A 17,502-nucleotide genomic window follows, 5' to 3' on the forward strand; every position below is an offset into this window, starting at 1 on the left:
CCGTATCCTTTGGCCCTTCGCTGAGACAAAGGGAACAAAAGAACATTCAATTCACAGTGGAACCAGAACCGCTTTGGGTGGGACTAACCGTTAGATTGTTTCTTTCCATCCATTTTACACCAATTGTAATGAAAATGATATGATTGAAACAATATTCTGCCAATTATGGAGATAGAGAGCGAATTATCTTGGACAGGCAAATTTAGATGCTTTCTCTACAAGATAAAGGAGGTGTATACAGTGGTCCACAATAACGGACTTAAGGATGAACAATTCAGCTATGCCCGGACATGCTATGATCATTTGGCGGGATCCGTCGGTGTGGAGATTACGGAGTCGCTCGTTAAGCAAGGAATGCTGGAGGAAAACGGGAAGAATTTTTCTGTTACAGCAGAAGGAGATGCATTTTTTAGCGATTTGGGCATTGATTTGGACGGACTGCACCAAAAGAAGAGAGCCTTTGCCCGAAGCTGTCTGGATGTTACGGAGAGGACGCCTCATTTAGCAGGAGCTTTAGGTGGTGCCCTGCTTGCGCGTCTGATTGATTTGGAGTGGATTAAGCGGATTCCCGAGACACGTACAGTGGAAGTCACTCGGAAAGGGCAGACAGAACTGGAAAGGCTGCGACTCATTAGTCACCCACTAAAATAGCACCAGAAAAATCCTTATCGGCAATGGCATACCCGATAAGGATTTCCTGCTTTGCTCAGTTGGTTGACCGCTATTATAGGCCGCCGCGGATCATCGATTCCAGATGCGCAGCAGCCTTCATTCTATTTCTCCCAGTTCACGTTTTCCTGCTTCTTTTCATTCACGGTCAGCTGGAAAATATCGGGGCGCGAATAATGGCCGACGGCATCGAAATCGAACCGGCTTTCCGCAATTTTGTCCATATCGAGTTCCGCATACATGATTTTCTCTTCCCCGTACACCGGTTCTGCCACCCAATCCCCGAGCGGCCCGGCGATGCAGCTGCCGCCGCGGCAAAGTTCTTCCGGGAATCCGGCGAATTCCGGGCGGGAAGATATCGCTTCCGGATACATACTTTTAGTCGAGTACTGATTGCATGACAGAACGAAACAGCGGCCTTCCGCGGCGACGTGCCGCACGGTGGCCGACCAAGTATCCCGCGCATCGGCGGTCGGCATTACGTAAATCTGTACGCCTTTTTCATACAGAGCGGCTCTCGCCAGCGGCATGTAATTCTCCCAGCAGATGAGCGCGCCGATTTTGCCGTACGGCGTGTCAAATACCGGCAATGTGCTGCCGTCTCCTTCTCCCCAGATCAGCCGCTCGGAACCGGTCGGTTTCAGCTTCCGGTGCTTGCCGAGCAGTTTGCCGTCCGGTCCGAAAAACAGCGCCGTGCAGTACAGCGTGCCACCGCTCGACTCCTGGTCCCGCTCGATGACGCCGATCACGACATAGGCGCCGGCTTTCTTTGCCGCTTCCCCGATTTGAATCGTTTCCGCACCCGGCACGTCGATGGCGTTTTTCCAATATGTCAGAAAGTCCTTTCGTCCCTCATCCGACCGGCTGCCGACGACAGCCCCGAACGACATCCCCCTCGGATAGGCGGGGATAAAAGCTTCGGGGAATACGATGATTTCCGCACCCTGTCCGCCGGCTTCTTCAATCAGCCGGATTGTTTTTGCGACGCCTCTTTCTTTATCCATGATTTCCGATCCGGCCTGTACGACAGCCGCTTTCACTAGTTTAGTCGATGGCACTGCAGTTCACTCCTTCATTCAATGTCGGAAGCACGACGCGCTAATACAGATTTTCCTTATAGCTCTTATCCAGCATCGCCTCAACCGCCTGCTCATCCGTATTGGGCAGCTTCGCGTGGGCCGCCAGGATTTTCGCGCCTTTCGGCAGCGTCTCTTTCGGCTCCCACGTTCCCGGTTCCCAAAGCCCCGAACGGCGGAACGCTTTTGCGCAATGAATGAAGCATTCTTCCACTTCTACGCCGATTCCGAGAAGCGGCCTTTTTCCGGCGGCCGTCATGTTTTCGAGAAGTTCCTCATCCCGGATGATGCAGGCGCTTCCGTTGACGCGAAGCGTCTCACCGAGCCCCGGAATCATGAACAGCAGGCCGATCTTCGGGTTCTCCAGAATGTTCTGGAGAGAATCCATCCGCTTATTGCCCGGCCGCTCCGGAATGACGAGCTGCTTCTCATTCAGCACGAAAACGAATCCCGGGGCATCGCCACGCGGGGACACGTCGCAAAACCCGGAGCCGTCCGCTGTCGAGATGGTCAGGAACGGCGCTTTTGAAATGAACTCCCGGCAGTGGCGGTCTATGTATGTAATGACTTTGTTGTTCACGAGTTCACTCGGGTTTCCGGTGATTGACCGAAGTTCTTCCCGTGAAGTGACTTGCTGCGCGAACCCTATCGCCGCCTTCTTTGTCATGCTGCTCCCCCCTCTCGTCCTTTATTCTCCAGTATAGCCATTCCATCAGAAAAAGGAGCGCATCGGCGGACCGACCGACTCCTTTTATCGGACAGACGGTTTAAAGTGCCGCCATCCCTCCGTCCACCCGGTACTGGGATCCGGAGATGAACGAACTTTCATCGCTTGCCAGAAATAAAACCAGATTGGCGATGTCGCTCGACTCGCCGTACCGGCCGAGCGGAATGCTTTTCGACAGTGTCGCTTCGTCGACATTCAGGCCTTCTTCGAGCGAACGCATCATTCTTGTGTTGACCGGTGAAGGATGAATGGAATTCACGCGGATATTCGATTCCGCCGCTTCGACAGCCGCCGCTTTCGTCAGCCCCACGACTGCGTGTTTGGAGGTGATATACGGTGCCACGCCCGGACTGCCGCTCAGCCCGGCGACGGATGAAGTGTTAATGACGCTTCCGGATTTCTGTTTCATCATGACCGGCAGCACGTACTTCAGCCCGAGGAACACGCCGCGCACATTCACGCTGATCACTTTATCGAAATCCTCGGTTTTCTGATCGACGAGCGGGGCCACTTTCCCTTCGATGCCTGCATTATTAAAAAATACATCGATCGTCCCGAACCGCTCCACCGTTTTGTCCACATAGCCGCGGACATCCTCCTCATCTGAAACGTCCGCCTGGAAACCGGCCACGTCTCCGTACTGTTTCAGTTCTTCCACCGTTTCATCAAGTGCTTCCTGAAACAGATCCACGAGTACAACCTTCGCGCCTTCCTTCAAAAACCGCTCCGCTGTCACTTTCCCGATTCCGCCCGTCCCGCCGGTGATGACGGCCACTTTGTTCTCCAGTCTTTTCATTACCGGTTCCTCCCATCACTCGATTTAATCTGACGATTTTAGAATAATCAAAAAAGGAAGGAATTGCAATTGAACAGGAACAGCAGCGGAAAGGTTCAACCTTTGTGACGTACCGGACAGCGCCAGCCCGCTGACGGACACTGCCTTTCCCTTGCCGTCCGCTTTCCTTGCGGCGTACTATAGAAGTATCAGAATGTGTTCAGGTGCTGCCGCTAATTGAGCGCAGAAGGAGGAATTAGGTGAAGAAACTGATCGCGAGTATCCTGCTGGCCGCCGTACTCGGCGGCTGTCAGGCCGACGAGGAACCGGAAGTCCCGCTGGATAACGAAACCGTCGCTGATGCTTCATACGAAAACATGGGGGAAGGCATTTTCTACGTCCCCCACAGCAAGCTGGAAGTGACCGTGGAATCGCTGAAAATGCTTCGGGCGGAAAATCCCGGCGTGGAAATCGTCTCCATCACGGAAGTGACGGGAACGGAAGGCGGCAACTTCAAACCGATCATCGGTTACTTGATCGTGACCAGACCGCTGGAAGAATGAATAACGAAATCGCTCCTTCGGCCGATTTCTGAAGATTATCGGTTTACAAACAAAAAAATCTCCCGTATAATCGGTCACAACCTTGAAAACTTCATACTCAATGGATGAGGCGCAATGATCATGAGTACCTGAGCCCCGAAAGCTGCAACTTGGGCTGAGCGAAAGGGAGATTTGCCGAAACAGACGTCCGCTTGCAGGCGGCTTCCTGTTGGATTGCATATGAACAATATGCAGTCTGTCATTATTCTCGGAATAATGGAGTGCTTCCACTTGGATATCAGTTACACAATAGACAAGTCGGGCACATGCCGGCTTGTCTTTTTTTATTCCCTCCCGAAAGAAGGATGGCCATGAATCGGAGCGTATTGAAATTCGGCGGCACGAGTGTCGCCGATATCGGCAAGATCACCGCGATCGCGGAATACTTGAAAAACAGGACCGAACAGGGCGAACAGCTGACAGTCGTCGTCAGCGCCATGGGCAAGACGACGGATGAGCTGCTGAAGACGGTCAGTTCCATCACCAAAACGCCGAAAGAGCAAGACCTCGCCGTCCTGCTGACGACCGGCGAGCAGCAGACCATTTCCTACCTGTCGATCATCCTCAATGATCTCGGTGTCCGGGCGAAACCGCTCACCGGCTACCAGGCAGGCATCGAGACGGTCGGCCACCACTTGAAAAGCAAGATTTCAAAAATCGATACGGATACGTTCAACAGACTGTACGAGTCGAACGACATCCTCATCGTCGCCGGCTTCCAGGGCTTCAATACGGACGGTGAAATCACGACGCTCGGGCGCGGCGGGTCCGATACGACGGCTGTGGCGCTCGCCGCGGCGCTGGAATGCCCGTGTGAGATCTATACGGACGTGGCCGGTGTGTACTCGACGGATCCCCGGCTGTATCCCGAAGCCCGGCGGCTCGAACAAGTCTCGTATGAAGAAATGATGGAGATGGCGGCGCTCGGTGCCGGGGTCCTCGTTACACGGAGCGTCGAAATCGCGAAAAACTACAACATTCCGATCTATCTCGGCAAAACGCTATCGGATGAGAAAGGGACATGGGTCATGGCGAGAACAGAAATGCTGGAGAAAAAAGCGGTCACGGGAGTCGCGCTCGATCAGGACATGATCCACGTGACGTTGAACTACCCGCACTACGATCCGGTTCTGCTGGACCGGGCATTCCATCACTTGGAGCAGGAAGAGATCAACGTGGATATGATTTCCCAGATCACGAACAACGAAGGGCTGCAGCTGTCTTTCACGATGAAGGACACGGAAGAAAATCAGATCCAGAAGATTTTCACCCGGCTGCAGGCCGATTATCCGGACCTGTATTTCAAAATCGAAGACCGCTTCGTCAAAGTGTCTGTCATCGGATCGGGCATGCGGGATATGACGGGTGTCGCTTCGAAAGTATTCCGGACCCTCATCGAAGCGGACGTCCCGTTCCATCAGGTGACGACATCCGAAATCAGCATCTCGTATGTGGTGGATGAACAAAACGGCGAACACGCCGCACGGCTCTTGTGCGAGCGGTTCGATCTGTAAGGAGGAGATTCTAGTGGCAAAAATCGCAGTAGTGGGCGCGACGGGTCTCGTCGGCCGGAAAATGACGGAATTGCTCGAAACAAGACAAGTGCCGGCGGACGATCTGGTCCTGTTTTCATCCAAACGGTCTGCAGGTACGGAAGTTCCGTTCCGCGGCCGGACGCTGATCGTGGAAGAACTGACCGAAGAAAAGACGGACGGCGGGTTCGATTACGTGCTCATGTCCGCAGGCGGCGGCACAAGCCGCACCTACTCCCCGCTGTTCGAGCGGCATGGGGCGATCGTCATCGACAACTCAAGCGCATTCCGTATGGATCCGGACATCGACCTCGTCGTGCCGGAAGTGAACGAACCGGCCCTCACGCGGCGCATCATCGCCAATCCGAACTGCTCGACGATCCAGTCGGTTGTGCCTTTGAAGATCCTGGACGATGCTTTCGGTGTCACGCGCGTCGCGTACACGACGTACCAGGCCGTTTCCGGATCGGGCGTCAAGGGCATCGAGGATCTGAAGCGCGGCGAACGGGGCGAGGCGCCGGTCAATTACCCGCATCCGATCTACAACAACACCCTGCCCCACATCGATGTGTTCGGCGAGGACGGCTATACGAAAGAAGAACAGAAAATGATCGGCGAAACGCGCAAAATCCTCGGGAAGCCGGAACTCGACGTGACGGCGACTTGCGTGCGGGTGCCGGTCGAAAACAGCCACGCGGTCGCGATGAACGTCACCCTTTCATCTTCCCCGGCCCCCGCTGAGCTGCAGACGCTGTTCCGCGACAGTGAACACGTCGTGCTGCAGGACGATCCGGAACACAACGTCTATCCGACGCAGCTGTCCGCCAGCGGACGCGGGGAAGTGTTCGTCGGACGGATCCGGGAAGACAAGAGCCTGCCGAACTCGTATCACGTATGGGTGACGAGCGACAATTTACTCAAAGGCGCGGCGCTCAACGCCGTGCAGATTCTTGAACACTTACTCCAGCGAAAAGAGGGATCGTGATGACGCATTTATTCGAAGGGATCGGAGTGGCTGTCACCACCCCTTTCCGCAACGGTGCAATCGATACGGAAAGCTTCTGCCGCCACATCGAGTTCCTGATCGGCTCCGGCGTCCGCAGCCTGATCATCAACGGCACGACCGGCGAAGGGTCGACGCTGTCGCGCGATGAGAAGCGGGAACTGCTGGCACATGCGATCGAAACCGCCGCAGGCCGCGTGCCGGTCATTGCAGGGACGGGTTCGAATGCCACCGAATCTTCGGTCGCCGATTCACAAGATGCCCAGGAACTTGGCGCGGATGGCCTGATGCTGATCACCCCGTATTACAATAAAACAAGCCAGCGCGGGCTGATCGCCCATTTCACTGCGGTGGCGGACGCGGTGGAATTGCCGATCCTCCTGTATAACGTGCCGGCGCGCACGGGCATGACGATCGAACCGGAAACGGTCCGGATTTTGAGCGGGCACCCGAACATCGCCGGACTGAAAGACGCCACCGGGGATTTCAATTACCTGTCGGAAGTGAAGCTGCTGACGGATGATTCGTTCGCCCTCTACAGCGGCAACGACGACACCGTTTTGCCGTTCCTCGCGCTGGGCGGCAGCGGGCTCATTTCCGTGGCGGCGAATGTGCTTCCCGCGGAATACACGGAACTGTACGAAGCAGCGAAAACGGACCTGGACCGCGCGCGGGAGCTGCATTACCGGCTTTACCCGCTCGTCCGCGCGCTGGGCGTGGATGTGAACCCGATCCCCGTCAAGGCGCTGACCGCCCATCTCGGATTCGGCCCATACGAGGTCCGGCTGCCGCTGGTCCCGCTGGAGGAAAACGAGATCGGCACGCTGACCGCCCTGTTCGACGGACTTCGGACGGAGGTGAAGTGATGCGGCTCCTTCTCCTCGGCTTCGGCGCCATGAACAGACGGACCGCGGCGCTCGCGGAAGCCCGCGGCCATTCCATTGCCGGCGTGATCCTCAGCCGGAAAAAGAAGGGATCCCATATCCGGTGTTCACCCCTTCGGATTCGCTGCCGGAAGCGGATGCCATCATCGATTTTTCTCATCCGGCACTCGTGAAGGAACTGCTCGCCTCCGGCACGTCCCTCCCGCTCGTCATCGCGACGACCGGCGATAAGGAAGAGCTCGTCCGCCTCATGCAGGACAAAGCAGAGACGCAGCCGGTATTTTTCAGCGCCAATATGAGCTACGGCGTGCATATCCTGACGGAGCTTGTGCGGTTTGCGACACCGCTCCTCGGCAATTTCGACATTGAACTGACAGAAAAGCATCACAACCAAAAAGTCGATGCGCCGAGCGGGACACTCGTGAAGCTGTATGACGCCATCAAAGAAGCCCGCCAGGAGGCGGAGCCGGTGTACGACCGGCATGAGACGGAAGCGAAGCGGAGCGGGTCTGAAATCGGCATCCATTCCGTGCGCGGCGGCACGATTGTCGGCGAACACGAAGTGCTCTACGCCGGCCATGATGAAACGATTGCGATCCAGCACACAGCGCAGTCAAAAGACATCTTCGCGAACGGCGCGATCGATGTGGCGGAAAAACTGATCACCAAGCCGAACGGCTACTATACTTATTCAAATTTAGGAGTGGATTGACATGGTCAAAGAATTTACAGCACAGGAAATCATCCAGTACATCAGCGATTCGGACAAGAAAACCCCGCTGAAGATTTATGTGAACACCGCACTCGACAGGGAAGCGTTCCCTTCTTCCTTCCAAGTGTTCGGCTCAAACGGCTCTTATACCATTTTTGCGGACCTGACCGACTGGAAGCCGTTCTACGAATCGAATGAACAGCAGCTGCAGGATTTGGTCATTGAACAGGACCGCCGGAACAGCGCCATTCCGCTTTTGGACGCCACGAACGTCAATGCGCGGATCGAACCCGGCGCCTTCATCCGCGAACATGCGGTGATCGGCGACAGCGCGGTCATCATGATGGGCGCGACGATCAACATCGGCGCGGTGGTCGGTGAAGGCACGATGATCGACATGAACGCCGTGCTCGGAGGACGCGCCACAACCGGCAAAAACGTCCATGTCGGCGCAGGCGCTGTGCTCGCGGGCGTCATTGAACCGCCAAGCGCGAAACCGGTCGTCATCGAAGACGATGTGCTCATCGGCGCCAATGCCGTCATACTGGAAGGTGTCACCGTCGGAGAAGGCGCCGTCGTCGCAGCGGGCTCGATCGTAACGGAAGACGTGCCGGCTGGCGCTGTCGTCGCAGGTGTGCCGGCGCGCGTCATCAAACAGGCGAGCGAAGTGCAGGGCGGCAAAATCGAAATCGTTCAGGCACTCAGAAAACTGAACCAGTAATCCGCAAAGAGGCTGACCGCCTCTTTTGCGTTTATCGGAGTTGATAAGATGAATCTGCAGGAAACCCTCACCACCCACAGACGCGCGCTTCACCGCATTCCGGAACTCGGCTTCCGGGAGTTCAAGACGTCCGCTTACATCCGGAATGCACTGGATGCGCTCGGCATACCGTATTCGGTGCCGCTCGAGACGGCGACGGCCGTTTTTCTGAAAGGGAATTCCGGCCGGACGCTCGGTTTCCGGGCGGACATCGACGGACTGCCGATCGAAGAAGAGAACGACATCCCGTTCAAATCGGAACACACCGGCGTCATGCATGCCTGCGGCCACGACGGGCATACGGCCATGCTGCTGGCCTTCGCCGAGCGGTGTCAGGCACTGCAGAAAAATGACAGCCTTCCGCATAATGTGTTATTGCTTTTTCAGCCTTCGGAGGAAGCCGATGCCGGAGCGAACCGGCTGGTGCAGGCATTCCCGTTCGATGACTACAGCCCGGAAGCCATTTTCGGGCTGCATGTAATGCCGGATAACGCGGCCGGCACACTGCTGACAAAAGCCGGTCCGCTGACGGCGAGCGCGACGGAATACCGGATTTTCATTGAAGGCGCATCCGCCCATGTCGCCAACAAAGAGACCGGCGCCAATGCACTCGGCGCGCTGAATTTCATCGTCACTCAAATTCAGCAGCTGCAGCACTTTTTCCTGAGCGGACTGAATCAGAACATCGTCCACATCGGCAAGATGCACGCCGGCGAGGCGATCAATACGGTTCCGTCGAACGGTTACCTTGAAGGCACGATCCGCACGTATGAATTGGGAGACTTGAAGACGGTGCAGGAGAAATTGTCCGCGGCCGTCCGGAGTGCGGATGCATTGTTCGGTACAGCTTCGCGCATTGAATTCGCGGAAGGCTACCCGCCGGTCGTCAACGATCCATCCCTCCTCCCGATCGTCACGGCGTGCGCAGCGGATTCAGGCCTCGATGTCGTAATCAAAGACAAGCCGTATTTATTCGGTGAAGACTTTTCGTTTTACCGGAAAGCGGCGCTCACCCACTTCGCGTTTCTTGGCGTACAGGATAAAGCGCGGGGTTTCACGAGCGGCCTGCATACGTCCACGCTGAATTTTGATGAAGCGAGCCTCGTCCACGGCGTCCGGTTTTATGAAACGGTCCTGCACAGATGGGGGGATTCCGCGTGACAGCCACTCTCTCGATCAACCGGACGAATTTATTCGAACAGGCGAAACGGATCCAGGACAAGGACAATGTGCTTGCGGTCGTCAAGAACAACGCCTATAACATCGGGATGGAATTGGCGTTCCGGACATTTTATGAAGCCGGAATCCGCGCATTCGCGACGACATCCCTCACAGAGGCGGTGGCGCTGCGGCAGCTCGATGCCGGGATCACGATTTTCCTGATGAACCCGGTGACGGAATTTGATGCGCTCCGGGAACACCGGATTGCGATGACACTCCCTTCCCTGCCGTTTTTCCGGCGATACGAACAGGAACTGCACGGAATCGATGTGCACTTGGAATATAAGAATTTATTGCGCCGCTCGGGGTTCGACCGGGCGGAAGAAATGCTGGAAGTGCTGGAGGCGGGGACGGTCAGCGTCACCGGCGTCTGGACCCATTTCGCGTTCGCTGATGAAATCGGGTCGGCGGAATACGAACAGGAAAAGCGAGACTGGCTCGCACTGCTGGACGCGCTTGGTGTATGGCGCCGGAAATTCCGCTTCGTCCATGCGCAGAACAGCGCCTCCTATGTGCGGGACGGCCTATTCCCGGGTCATACGCATGCGCGTCTCGGGATTTTATTGTACGGCTCCCGGCCATACAGCGGCCTGCCGGAAGACGTGGCGCCGCCGGTCATCTCGGTGCGCGCGAACGTCATCCAAACGGTCCGGCTGAAGCGCGGCGAGAGTTCAGGGTATTCAAGCGCATTCACCGCGCCGGAAGACTGCACCGTCGCGATCGCCGATATCGGCTACGGGGACGGCATCCTCCGGACCCGCGCCCAGCATGACGTCCTGATCCGCGGCCGCCGCTACCCCATCGGCGCTCTCATGATGAGCCATCTGCTCGTCGTCGTCGATGAGCACGTCCAGCCGGGTGACGATGTGTTTATCTACAACGGCGCTCTGCGCGTCGATCATTTTACATTTCTCGGCGTCGGCGCGAATTCCGAACAGATGAGCGCGCTGAACCACCTGACGCTCACAAAGGAGATTTTTTGGCATGAACCTCACACGCAATGATAACGATGAACTGGCCATCCGGGATGTCACGCTGACGGAACTCGCGGACACTTACGGCACGCCGCTCATCGTCTATGATGAAAATGAAATCCGCGAGCAGTGCCGCCGCTTCCACCGGACGCTGGCAGACAGCGGTCTCGGCTATACAGTCTCGTACGCAAGCAAAGCCTTCAGTTCCGTCCAGCTGTTCCGGCTCATGGCGGAAGAAGGTATGGGACTCGATGTGGTGAGCGAAGGCGAATTGTACACCGCGCTCGCCGCCGGTTTTCCGGCAGACCGCATCCACTTCCACGGGAACAATAAAACCGACGGCGAGATCCGCTACGCGCTGGAGGCGGGCATCGAATACTTCGTCATCGATTCACTCAGCGAAATCGGCCGGATCGACGCACTCGCCGACCGCCCTGTCGATGTGCTTGTCCGGGTGAACCCCGGTGTGGAAGCCCACACCCACGAGTTCATCCAGACCGGCCAGGAGGACAGCAAATTCGGCCTCAGCATCCGGCACGGGCTGGCTCTTGAAGGCATCCGGAAAATCCAGGCGTCCGAGCACCTTACGTTCAAAGGCGTCCACTTCCATATCGGTTCGCAAGTGTATGACCCGAACGGCATGATTCAGACGGTCGGCAAAGTGCTGCGCTGGCTGAATGACCACGGCATCCAGGCGGATGTGCTCAACGCGGGCGGCGGCTTCAGCATCAAGTACACCGATGAAGACGTCAGCTACCCGATCGAGGAAGGCATCCGGCGCATCACCGAGACGGTGAAAGATGTGTGCGCAGAAATCGGCTACCCGGTCCCGCACTTGTCACTGGAACCTGGCCGCTCCATCGTCGGCGAAGCAGGGCTGACGCTGTACCGCGTCGGCACGGTGAAGGAAATTCCGGATGTGAACACCTATGTCTCAATCGATGGCGGCATGAGCGACCACATCCGGACGGCGCTATATGATGCACAATACACGCTGGCTGTGGCCAACCGGCAGCCGGAAGGCGGATCCATTAAAACGACCGTCGCCGGCAAGCTGTGTGAATCCGGTGACTTGATCGCCAAAAACACCGAGCTGCCGCCGGTTGAGCCGGGCGACCTCCTCGCGGTCCTGTCGACAGGCGCCTATCACTATTCCATGGCGTCCAACTACAACCAGATGCTGAAACCGGCCGTCGTATTCGTAAAAGACAGCGGACACCGGGCTGTCATCAAACGGCAGGCGCTGGAGAATCTGCTCGTGAATGAAGTGATGGAGTAACAGCGAAAAAACAAGACCCGGCGATTCGCCGGGTCTTTCATTTGTTTATTGTTCACTGGACGTATTGGATCTGAACCGCTGTCACCCAGGAGCGGGCTTAACTGATCCACAGCATCCGGACATCCGCTGTCTCCCAGGAGTCCCCCTCTTTGACCAACGTGATCTCCAGCCCGATCGCTCCGAGTCCCGAAGTGTATTTCCGCGCTTCGACCACTGCTTCCTCGGCCCCGGTATAGCGCAAATCCTGGATTTCCAGCAGCACGCCTTCCAGTGACAGCGTCTCTTCGTTGAACAGACCGCGTGCTTTCAGTTCTTCGAAGTCCGCCTGCATGATGTCCATGCCATATTCATCCCCCATGTACTCGATGACCGCTTGGGCTGTTTCCTCGCTGACCGTTTCGGCTTCTCCGCCCGGCTCATCCAAATCGCCATTCTCTCCCGGCTGCATCGGTCCGGCTGTTTCGGGCAGTTCGCTGAAATCGAGCGCCATGTATTCGGCGCCATCATTCAGTCCCGGATCTTCCGCCATCAACGTCTCGAACACTTCGATATATAGCCCGGCCTCGCCATTGTCTGACTCTGCCGCTTGCGCACAGCCGGTCAGCGCCATCCCTAAAAAGCACAGACCGGATAAAACCGGTTTCCGCAAGGCGGATAGTTTTTCCATCTTGTCCATCCCCTTTTTCTCTCTATTTGTCTTTTTACCAGTTCGCCGTCTGTTTGGAAATTCCTTCAAAAAATGAACAACTGGCCCAATCCGAACTAAAAAATGATCCGCCTCACCGGCGGATCATTCTTCGTCTTTCTTTATTTCCTTAGTAAACACACTGACAACGCGTCCTTCCGCTTTTTCATCGATCATAAACGACCCATTGGAATAGCGGTCGGCCGGTTTCAGTTTCTTGACATCAAGCGGAATCCGGTTCCCTTTGTCTGTTTCGACAAAGACTTCTTCGTTCCCTCTGATTCCTAGAACGCCCGCCACCGAATGCGGATTCGATTTCACTTCGCGCAGCATGACCAAACCGCGCTTCGCCCGGGATCCGGTCTCGAATTCGCCCGGCTTCATCTTCTTCACCGCACCGCGATGTGTGACGAGGAGCAGCTCGAAACCTGCACCTTCCTCGACAAGAAGCGCAGATACAGCTTCATCGCCTTCTTTCAAGTTGGCGCCTTTGACACCCGCTGTGCGGAGGCCCGTCACCGGCACTTCGTCCATCAGGAAGCGGACGCCGTAGCCGAAGCGCGTGCCGATAAAGAATTCCGGTTCGTCCGTGTGGAGCGCTGCGAAAATCATCCGGTCGCCTTTTTTCAAGTTCATCGTCTTGATCGGTTTCGAGTAGCGCTGCATCTGGTAATCCTTCAATGCCGACTGCTTCACAAGACCGTTCGCGGAAGCAGTGACGATCGTCGCCTGTTCATCGAACGACGTAATAGGCAGCACAGACAGCACAGTTTCTTCATTTTCGAGCGGCACGATGCTCGACAGATGCTGGCCGAGATCTTTCCAGCGGATATCCGGCAGTTCATGAACCGGCTGATAAACAAAATTGCCGGCAGTCGTAAAAATGAGGATGGTGTCCTGGGTGTTCAGGTTGCCTTCGAACAGCAGCAAATCGGACTCTTTCATTGCGAATTCCTGACCGTTCGATGCCGCGTGCGATCGGAGGCTTGTGCGTTTCACGTAGCCGTCCTTCGTGACGGTGACGATCACTTCCTCGCTCGGCACGAGCAGTTCTTTCGTGATTTTCAGTTCTTCGATCTTCTCTTCGATGACCGATCGGCGCGGTTCCGCGAACTGCTTACGGATGGCGGCCAGTTCCTTTTTGATCACTTTGTTCAGTTTTTTGGCGCTTGTGAGGATGCCCGTCAGTTCATCGATTTTTTTCCGGAGTTCCTGTTCTTCCGTCTGGAGTTCCGTAATATCAGTGTTCGTCAGCCGGTACAGCTGGAGGGACACGATGGCTTCCGCCTGAGGTTCAGTGAATTTATAAGCGCTTTTCAAATTGTCCTTCGCATTGCGTTTATCGTTCGACGAGCGGATCGTCTTGATCACTTTATCGAGAATCGACAGCGCCTTCATGAGCCCCTCGACGATGTGAAGCCGGTCATTCGCTTTCTGCAAGTCGAATTCAGAACGCTTCGTAATCACTTCCTTCTGGTGCCCGATATAGGCATCGAGGAGTTTCGGCAGCGTCATCACCGTCGGCCGGCGATTATGGATGGCCACCATATTGAAGCTGTAGCTGATCTGCAGATCAGTGTTCTTATACAGGTAATTCAGCACACCGGTCGCGTCGATGTCTTTTTTCAGTTCGATCACGACCCGGAGGCCGCTCCGGTCCGATTCGTCCCGGACGTCGGCGATGCCTTCCAGTTTACGGTCGAAACGGAGGTCGTCGATTTTTTTCACGAGATTCGCTTTGTTCACTTCGTATGGGATTTCAGTGACGACGATCTGTTCTTTGCCGCCTTTTAAGCTTTCCGTCTCCGCTTTGGCCCGCACGACGATCCGGCCCTTGCCGGTTTCGTACGCCTGCCGGATACCGTCTGTGCCTTGGATGATGCCGCCTGTCGGGAAATCCGGCCCTTTCAGGACAGTCATGAGGTCCGTGACAGCCGCGTCCGGGTTGTCCATACGCATAAGCACCGCATCGAGCACTTCATGGAGCGCATGCGGCGGGATGTCCGTCGCATACCCGGCGGAAATGCCGGTCGAGCCGTTGACGAGCAGATTCGGAAACTTCGCCGGCAGCACCGTCGGTTCATTCTCGGTATCATCGAAATTAGGGATGAATTCCACGGTCCGCTTGTCGATATCCCGCAGCATCTCCGCGGCGATCGAGGACAGCCGGGCTTCCGTGTACCGCATCGCAGCCGGCGGATCGCCGTCCATCGATCCGTTGTTGCCGTGCATTTCAATGAGCATATGGCGCACTTTCCATTCCTGGCTCATCCGCACCATCGCCTCGTAGACGGAGCTGTCGCCGTGCGGATGGTAGTTCCCGATGACGTTCCCGACGGTCTTGGCGGATTTCCGGAATGCTTTGTCGTGCGTGTTCCCTTCCCGGAACATCGCATACAGGATCCGGCGCTGGACCGGTTTCAGGCCATCGCGCGCATCAGGCAGCGCGCGGTCCTGGATGATGTATTTCGAATAGCGGCCGAAGCGGTCGCCGATGACTTCCTCCAGAGGAAGGTCCTGAAACTTCTCAAGCTGTGTCAAATGACTTCCTCCTCTTCATGGATCAAATCGTTTTCAAGAATGTTGCTGTCGTCTTCGAGGCCGAAATCCACATGGCTCTCGATCCATTTGCGGCGCGGTTCGACTTTATCGCCCATCAGTGTCGTAATGTGGCGTTCGGCGCGCGCGCCGTCTTCGATCGTCACCCGGATCAGCGTCCGTGTTTCCGGATTCATCGTCGTCTCCCACAGCTGGTCGGCGTTCATCTCGCCCAGCCCTTTGTAGCGCTGGATCCCGTAGCCTTTGCCGACTTTCTTGATGGCGGCGTCGAGCTCGTTTTCGGTCCAGGCGTACTCGGTCACTTCTTTTTTGCCGGCCCCTTTCGATACTTTGTAGAGCGGCGGAAGTGCGATGTACACTTTGCCGGCATCGATGAGCGGCTTCATGTAGCGGTAGAAGAACGTGAGCAGGAGCACTTGGATATGCGCCCCGTCCGTATCCGCATCCGTCATGATGACGACTTTGTTATACGCGATATCATCGACGGCGAACTCGGAAGCGACACCGCCGCCGATCGCATGGATGATCGTCGAGATCTCTTCATTCTTCATGATATCTTCAAGCTTCGCTTTCTCCGTGTTGACGACTTTCCCGCGCAGCGGCAATATCGCCTGGAAACTGCGGTCCCGTCCCTGTTTCGCCGAACCGCCCGCCGAGTCGCCCTCGACAAGGTACAGTTCGTTTTTCTTGGCATTGCGGGACTGGGCGGGTGTCAGTTTTCCGGATAAAAGGGCGTCGGACTTCTTGCGCTTTTTCCCGTTCCGCGCATCTTCCCGCGCTTTCCTGGCGGCGAGGCGCGCCTGTGACGCCCGGATCGCTTTCCGGACGAGCGATGCGCTCAGTTCCGCGTTTTCTTCCAAGTAGTACATCAGTTTCTCTGAAACGACGGCGTCCACCACACTCCGCGCTTCGCTCGTCCCGAGTTTCCCTTTCGTCTGCCCTTCGAACTGGAGCAGCTCTTCCGGAATGCGGACGGAGACAATCCCTGCCAGGCCTTCCCGGATATCCGCCCCTTCCAGGTTCTTGTCTTTATCCTTCAGCAGGTTCATTTTACGCGCGTACTCATTGAACACGCGTGTCATCGCGGTTTTGGCGCCGGTCTCATGCGTACCGCCGTCCCGTGTCCGCACATTGTTGACGAATGACAGGATCGTCTCCGAATACCCGTCGTTGAACTGGAATGCGAACTCCACTTCGATGCTCTGCTGCTGCCCTTCGATATACGCGACATCATGGAGAACATCTTTTTCTTCATTCAAATAAGCGACGAACGCTTCGATGCCGGTCTCGAACAAGAAGGTCTCTTCTTCGCCTGTCCGCTCATCCTTCAGTTCGATTTTCGTCCCTTTCAATAAAAACGCGGATTCCCGCAAGCGTTCGGACAGTGTCTCATAATTGAACTTCGTCGACGAAAAAATGGTTTCGTCCGGCTTGAAATGGGTCAGGGTGCCGGTCTCTTTCGTCTTTCCCTTCTCTTCGAGCGTCGTGACCGGCTTGCCACCGTTCTTGAACGACTGTTCGAACACTTTGCCGTTCCGGAAAATCGTAATCTTCAGCGATTCGGACAGCGCGTTCACCACCGACGCCCCGACGCCGTGCAGGCCGCCGCTCGTTTTGTAACCGCCCTGGCCGAACTTGCCGCCGGCATGCAGCACCGTCATGATGACTTCCGGCGTAGGTTTCCCGCTCGCATGCATCCCTGTCGGCATCCCGCGCCCGTAGTCCCGGACGGAGATGGAATTATCGTTATGGATCGTCACTGAAATGCGGTCACCGTGTCCGGCGAGCACTTCATCGACGGAGTTGTCGACGATTTCATAGACCAAATGATGAAGGCCCCGCGTGTCGGTCGACCCGATGTACATGCCGGGCCGTTTCCGGACCGCATCAAGCCCTTCCAGCACTTGAATGGCCTCTTCGTTGTAGGTGTTCGGTTGTATCTTCGCCATCTGTTCCCCTCCAGCAAACATCTGTTCGTATTTTTAGTTTAATCGTATCGGTCCTATCTCTTCCTGTCAACTTCAAAGAAAAAGAGCGCGGCTGC

At 56.2% G+C, this 17,502-nt stretch carries 15 protein-coding genes, 1 pseudogene and 1 riboswitch; of the genes and pseudogenes, 10 read left to right on the forward strand and 6 right to left on the reverse strand.

From position 1 onward, the window contains the following. The first annotated feature begins 240 nt into the window (after positions 1-240). Complete coding sequence (locus CCE92_RS07915) at positions 241-651, forward strand: hypothetical protein (RefSeq protein ID WP_088006977.1); 411 nt, start codon at positions 241-243, stop codon at positions 649-651. A gap of 122 nt (positions 652-773) precedes the next feature. Here the strand turns inward: CCE92_RS07915 and CCE92_RS07920 are convergent, their stop codons facing one another. The 3 genes from CCE92_RS07920 to CCE92_RS07930 form a co-directional block, all read right to left on the reverse strand. After that, positions 774-1,727 carry a carbon-nitrogen hydrolase family protein gene (locus CCE92_RS07920; RefSeq protein WP_277621519.1) on the reverse strand — a complete coding sequence of 318 codons (954 nt, stop codon included), beginning with the start codon at positions 1,725-1,727 and terminating at the stop codon, positions 774-776. A gap of 40 nt (positions 1,728-1,767) precedes the next feature. Next, positions 1,768-2,412, reverse strand: a complete 645-nt coding sequence (locus CCE92_RS07925; protein WP_088006978.1) for a pyridoxamine 5'-phosphate oxidase family protein — start codon at positions 2,410-2,412, stop codon at positions 1,768-1,770. Between the two features lie 100 nt (positions 2,413-2,512). Continuing rightward, positions 2,513-3,268, reverse strand: a complete 756-nt coding sequence (locus CCE92_RS07930; RefSeq protein ID WP_088006979.1) for an SDR family NAD(P)-dependent oxidoreductase — start codon at positions 3,266-3,268, stop codon at positions 2,513-2,515. A 239-nt stretch (positions 3,269-3,507) separates the two neighbouring features. On the opposite strand from CCE92_RS07930, the gene CCE92_RS07935 reads away from it, so the two are divergent. The 9 genes and pseudogenes from CCE92_RS07935 to lysA all read left to right on the forward strand — a co-directional run bounded on the left by CCE92_RS07935 (position 3,508) and on the right by lysA (position 12,214). Beyond that, positions 3,508-3,810: a hypothetical protein gene (locus CCE92_RS07935; RefSeq protein WP_088006980.1), complete on the forward strand. Its 303-nt coding sequence runs from the start codon at positions 3,508-3,510 to the stop codon at positions 3,808-3,810. A gap of 96 nt (positions 3,811-3,906) precedes the next feature. After that, a riboswitch (Lysine riboswitch) is annotated at positions 3,907-4,084 on the forward strand. Between the two features lie 76 nt (positions 4,085-4,160). Continuing rightward, positions 4,161-5,363, forward strand: coding sequence for an aspartate kinase (locus tag CCE92_RS07940; RefSeq protein ID WP_088006981.1), 1,203 nt, complete (start codon positions 4,161-4,163; stop codon positions 5,361-5,363). Positions 5,364-5,376: 13 nt separating this feature from the next. Further along, a complete protein-coding gene (locus CCE92_RS07945; protein WP_088006982.1) occupies positions 5,377-6,366 on the forward strand; it encodes an aspartate-semialdehyde dehydrogenase in 990 nt (329 codons plus the stop codon). After that, positions 6,366-7,250 carry a 4-hydroxy-tetrahydrodipicolinate synthase gene (dapA, locus tag CCE92_RS07950; RefSeq protein WP_088006983.1) on the forward strand — a complete coding sequence of 295 codons (885 nt, stop codon included), beginning with the start codon at positions 6,366-6,368 and terminating at the stop codon, positions 7,248-7,250. Before CCE92_RS07945 ends, dapA begins: the two co-directional genes overlap by 1 nt. After that, positions 7,250-7,980 (forward strand): annotated as a pseudogene (gene dapB, locus CCE92_RS07955) (4-hydroxy-tetrahydrodipicolinate reductase). Before dapA ends, dapB begins: the two are co-directional and overlap by 1 nt. A gap of 1 nt (position 7,981) precedes the next feature. After that, entirely contained in the window at positions 7,982-8,701 is a 720-nt protein-coding gene (gene dapD, locus CCE92_RS07960; protein WP_088006984.1) for a 2,3,4,5-tetrahydropyridine-2,6-dicarboxylate N-acetyltransferase, read from the forward strand. A 48-nt stretch (positions 8,702-8,749) separates the two neighbouring features. Next, positions 8,750-9,901 (forward strand): M20 metallopeptidase family protein, encoded by a 1,152-nt coding sequence (locus CCE92_RS07965; RefSeq protein ID WP_088006985.1) that lies wholly within the window; start codon positions 8,750-8,752, stop codon positions 9,899-9,901. Next, positions 9,898-10,965 (forward strand): alanine racemase, encoded by a 1,068-nt coding sequence (locus tag CCE92_RS07970; protein WP_088006986.1) that lies wholly within the window; start codon positions 9,898-9,900, stop codon positions 10,963-10,965. Before CCE92_RS07965 ends, CCE92_RS07970 begins: the two co-directional genes overlap by 4 nt. After that, positions 10,946-12,214 (forward strand): diaminopimelate decarboxylase, encoded by a 1,269-nt coding sequence (lysA, locus tag CCE92_RS07975; RefSeq protein ID WP_088006987.1) that lies wholly within the window; start codon positions 10,946-10,948, stop codon positions 12,212-12,214. The genes CCE92_RS07970 and lysA overlap by 20 nt, the downstream gene beginning before the upstream one ends. Positions 12,215-12,311: 97 nt before the next feature. Here the strand turns inward: lysA and CCE92_RS07980 are convergent, their stop codons facing one another. The 3 genes from CCE92_RS07980 to parE form a co-directional block, all read right to left on the reverse strand. Beyond that, entirely contained in the window at positions 12,312-12,881 is a 570-nt protein-coding gene (locus CCE92_RS07980) for a hypothetical protein (protein ID WP_088006988.1), read from the reverse strand. A gap of 123 nt (positions 12,882-13,004) precedes the next feature. Next, positions 13,005-15,440 (reverse strand): DNA topoisomerase IV subunit A, encoded by a 2,436-nt coding sequence (gene parC / locus CCE92_RS07985; protein WP_088006989.1) that lies wholly within the window; start codon positions 15,438-15,440, stop codon positions 13,005-13,007. After that, entirely contained in the window at positions 15,437-17,407 is a 1,971-nt protein-coding gene (gene parE, locus CCE92_RS07990) for a DNA topoisomerase IV subunit B (RefSeq protein WP_088006990.1), read from the reverse strand. The genes parC and parE overlap by 4 nt, the downstream gene beginning before the upstream one ends. Between the last annotated feature and the right edge of the window lie 95 nt (positions 17,408-17,502).

The organism is Indiicoccus explosivorum (genome assembly GCF_002167005.1).
Taxonomy (GTDB): domain Bacteria; phylum Bacillota; class Bacilli; order Bacillales_A; family Planococcaceae; genus Indiicoccus; species Indiicoccus explosivorum.

What these genes read in the sequence shown, in the direction of transcription:
- CCE92_RS07930 (WP_088006979.1), bottom strand. Translation starts at nt 3,268, where the DNA reads ATGAAAAGACTGGAGAACAAAGTGGCCGTCATCACCGGCGGGACGGGC.
- CCE92_RS07925 (WP_088006978.1), bottom strand. Translation starts at nt 2,412, where the DNA reads ATGACAAAGAAGGCGGCGATAGGGTTCGCGCAGCAAGTCACTTCACGG.
- dapD (WP_088006984.1), top strand. Translation starts at nt 7,982, where the DNA reads ATGGTCAAAGAATTTACAGCACAGGAAATCATCCAGTACATCAGCGAT.
- CCE92_RS07980 (WP_088006988.1), bottom strand. Translation starts at nt 12,881, where the DNA reads ATGGAAAAACTATCCGCCTTGCGGAAACCGGTTTTATCCGGTCTGTGC.
- CCE92_RS07940 (WP_088006981.1), top strand. Translation starts at nt 4,161, where the DNA reads ATGAATCGGAGCGTATTGAAATTCGGCGGCACGAGTGTCGCCGATATC.
- lysA (WP_088006987.1), top strand. Translation starts at nt 10,946, where the DNA reads ATGAACCTCACACGCAATGATAACGATGAACTGGCCATCCGGGATGTC.
- dapA (WP_088006983.1), top strand. Translation starts at nt 6,366, where the DNA reads ATGACGCATTTATTCGAAGGGATCGGAGTGGCTGTCACCACCCCTTTC.
- CCE92_RS07965 (WP_088006985.1), top strand. Translation starts at nt 8,750, where the DNA reads ATGAATCTGCAGGAAACCCTCACCACCCACAGACGCGCGCTTCACCGC.
- parE (WP_088006990.1), bottom strand. Translation starts at nt 17,407, where the DNA reads ATGGCGAAGATACAACCGAACACCTACAACGAAGAGGCCATTCAAGTG.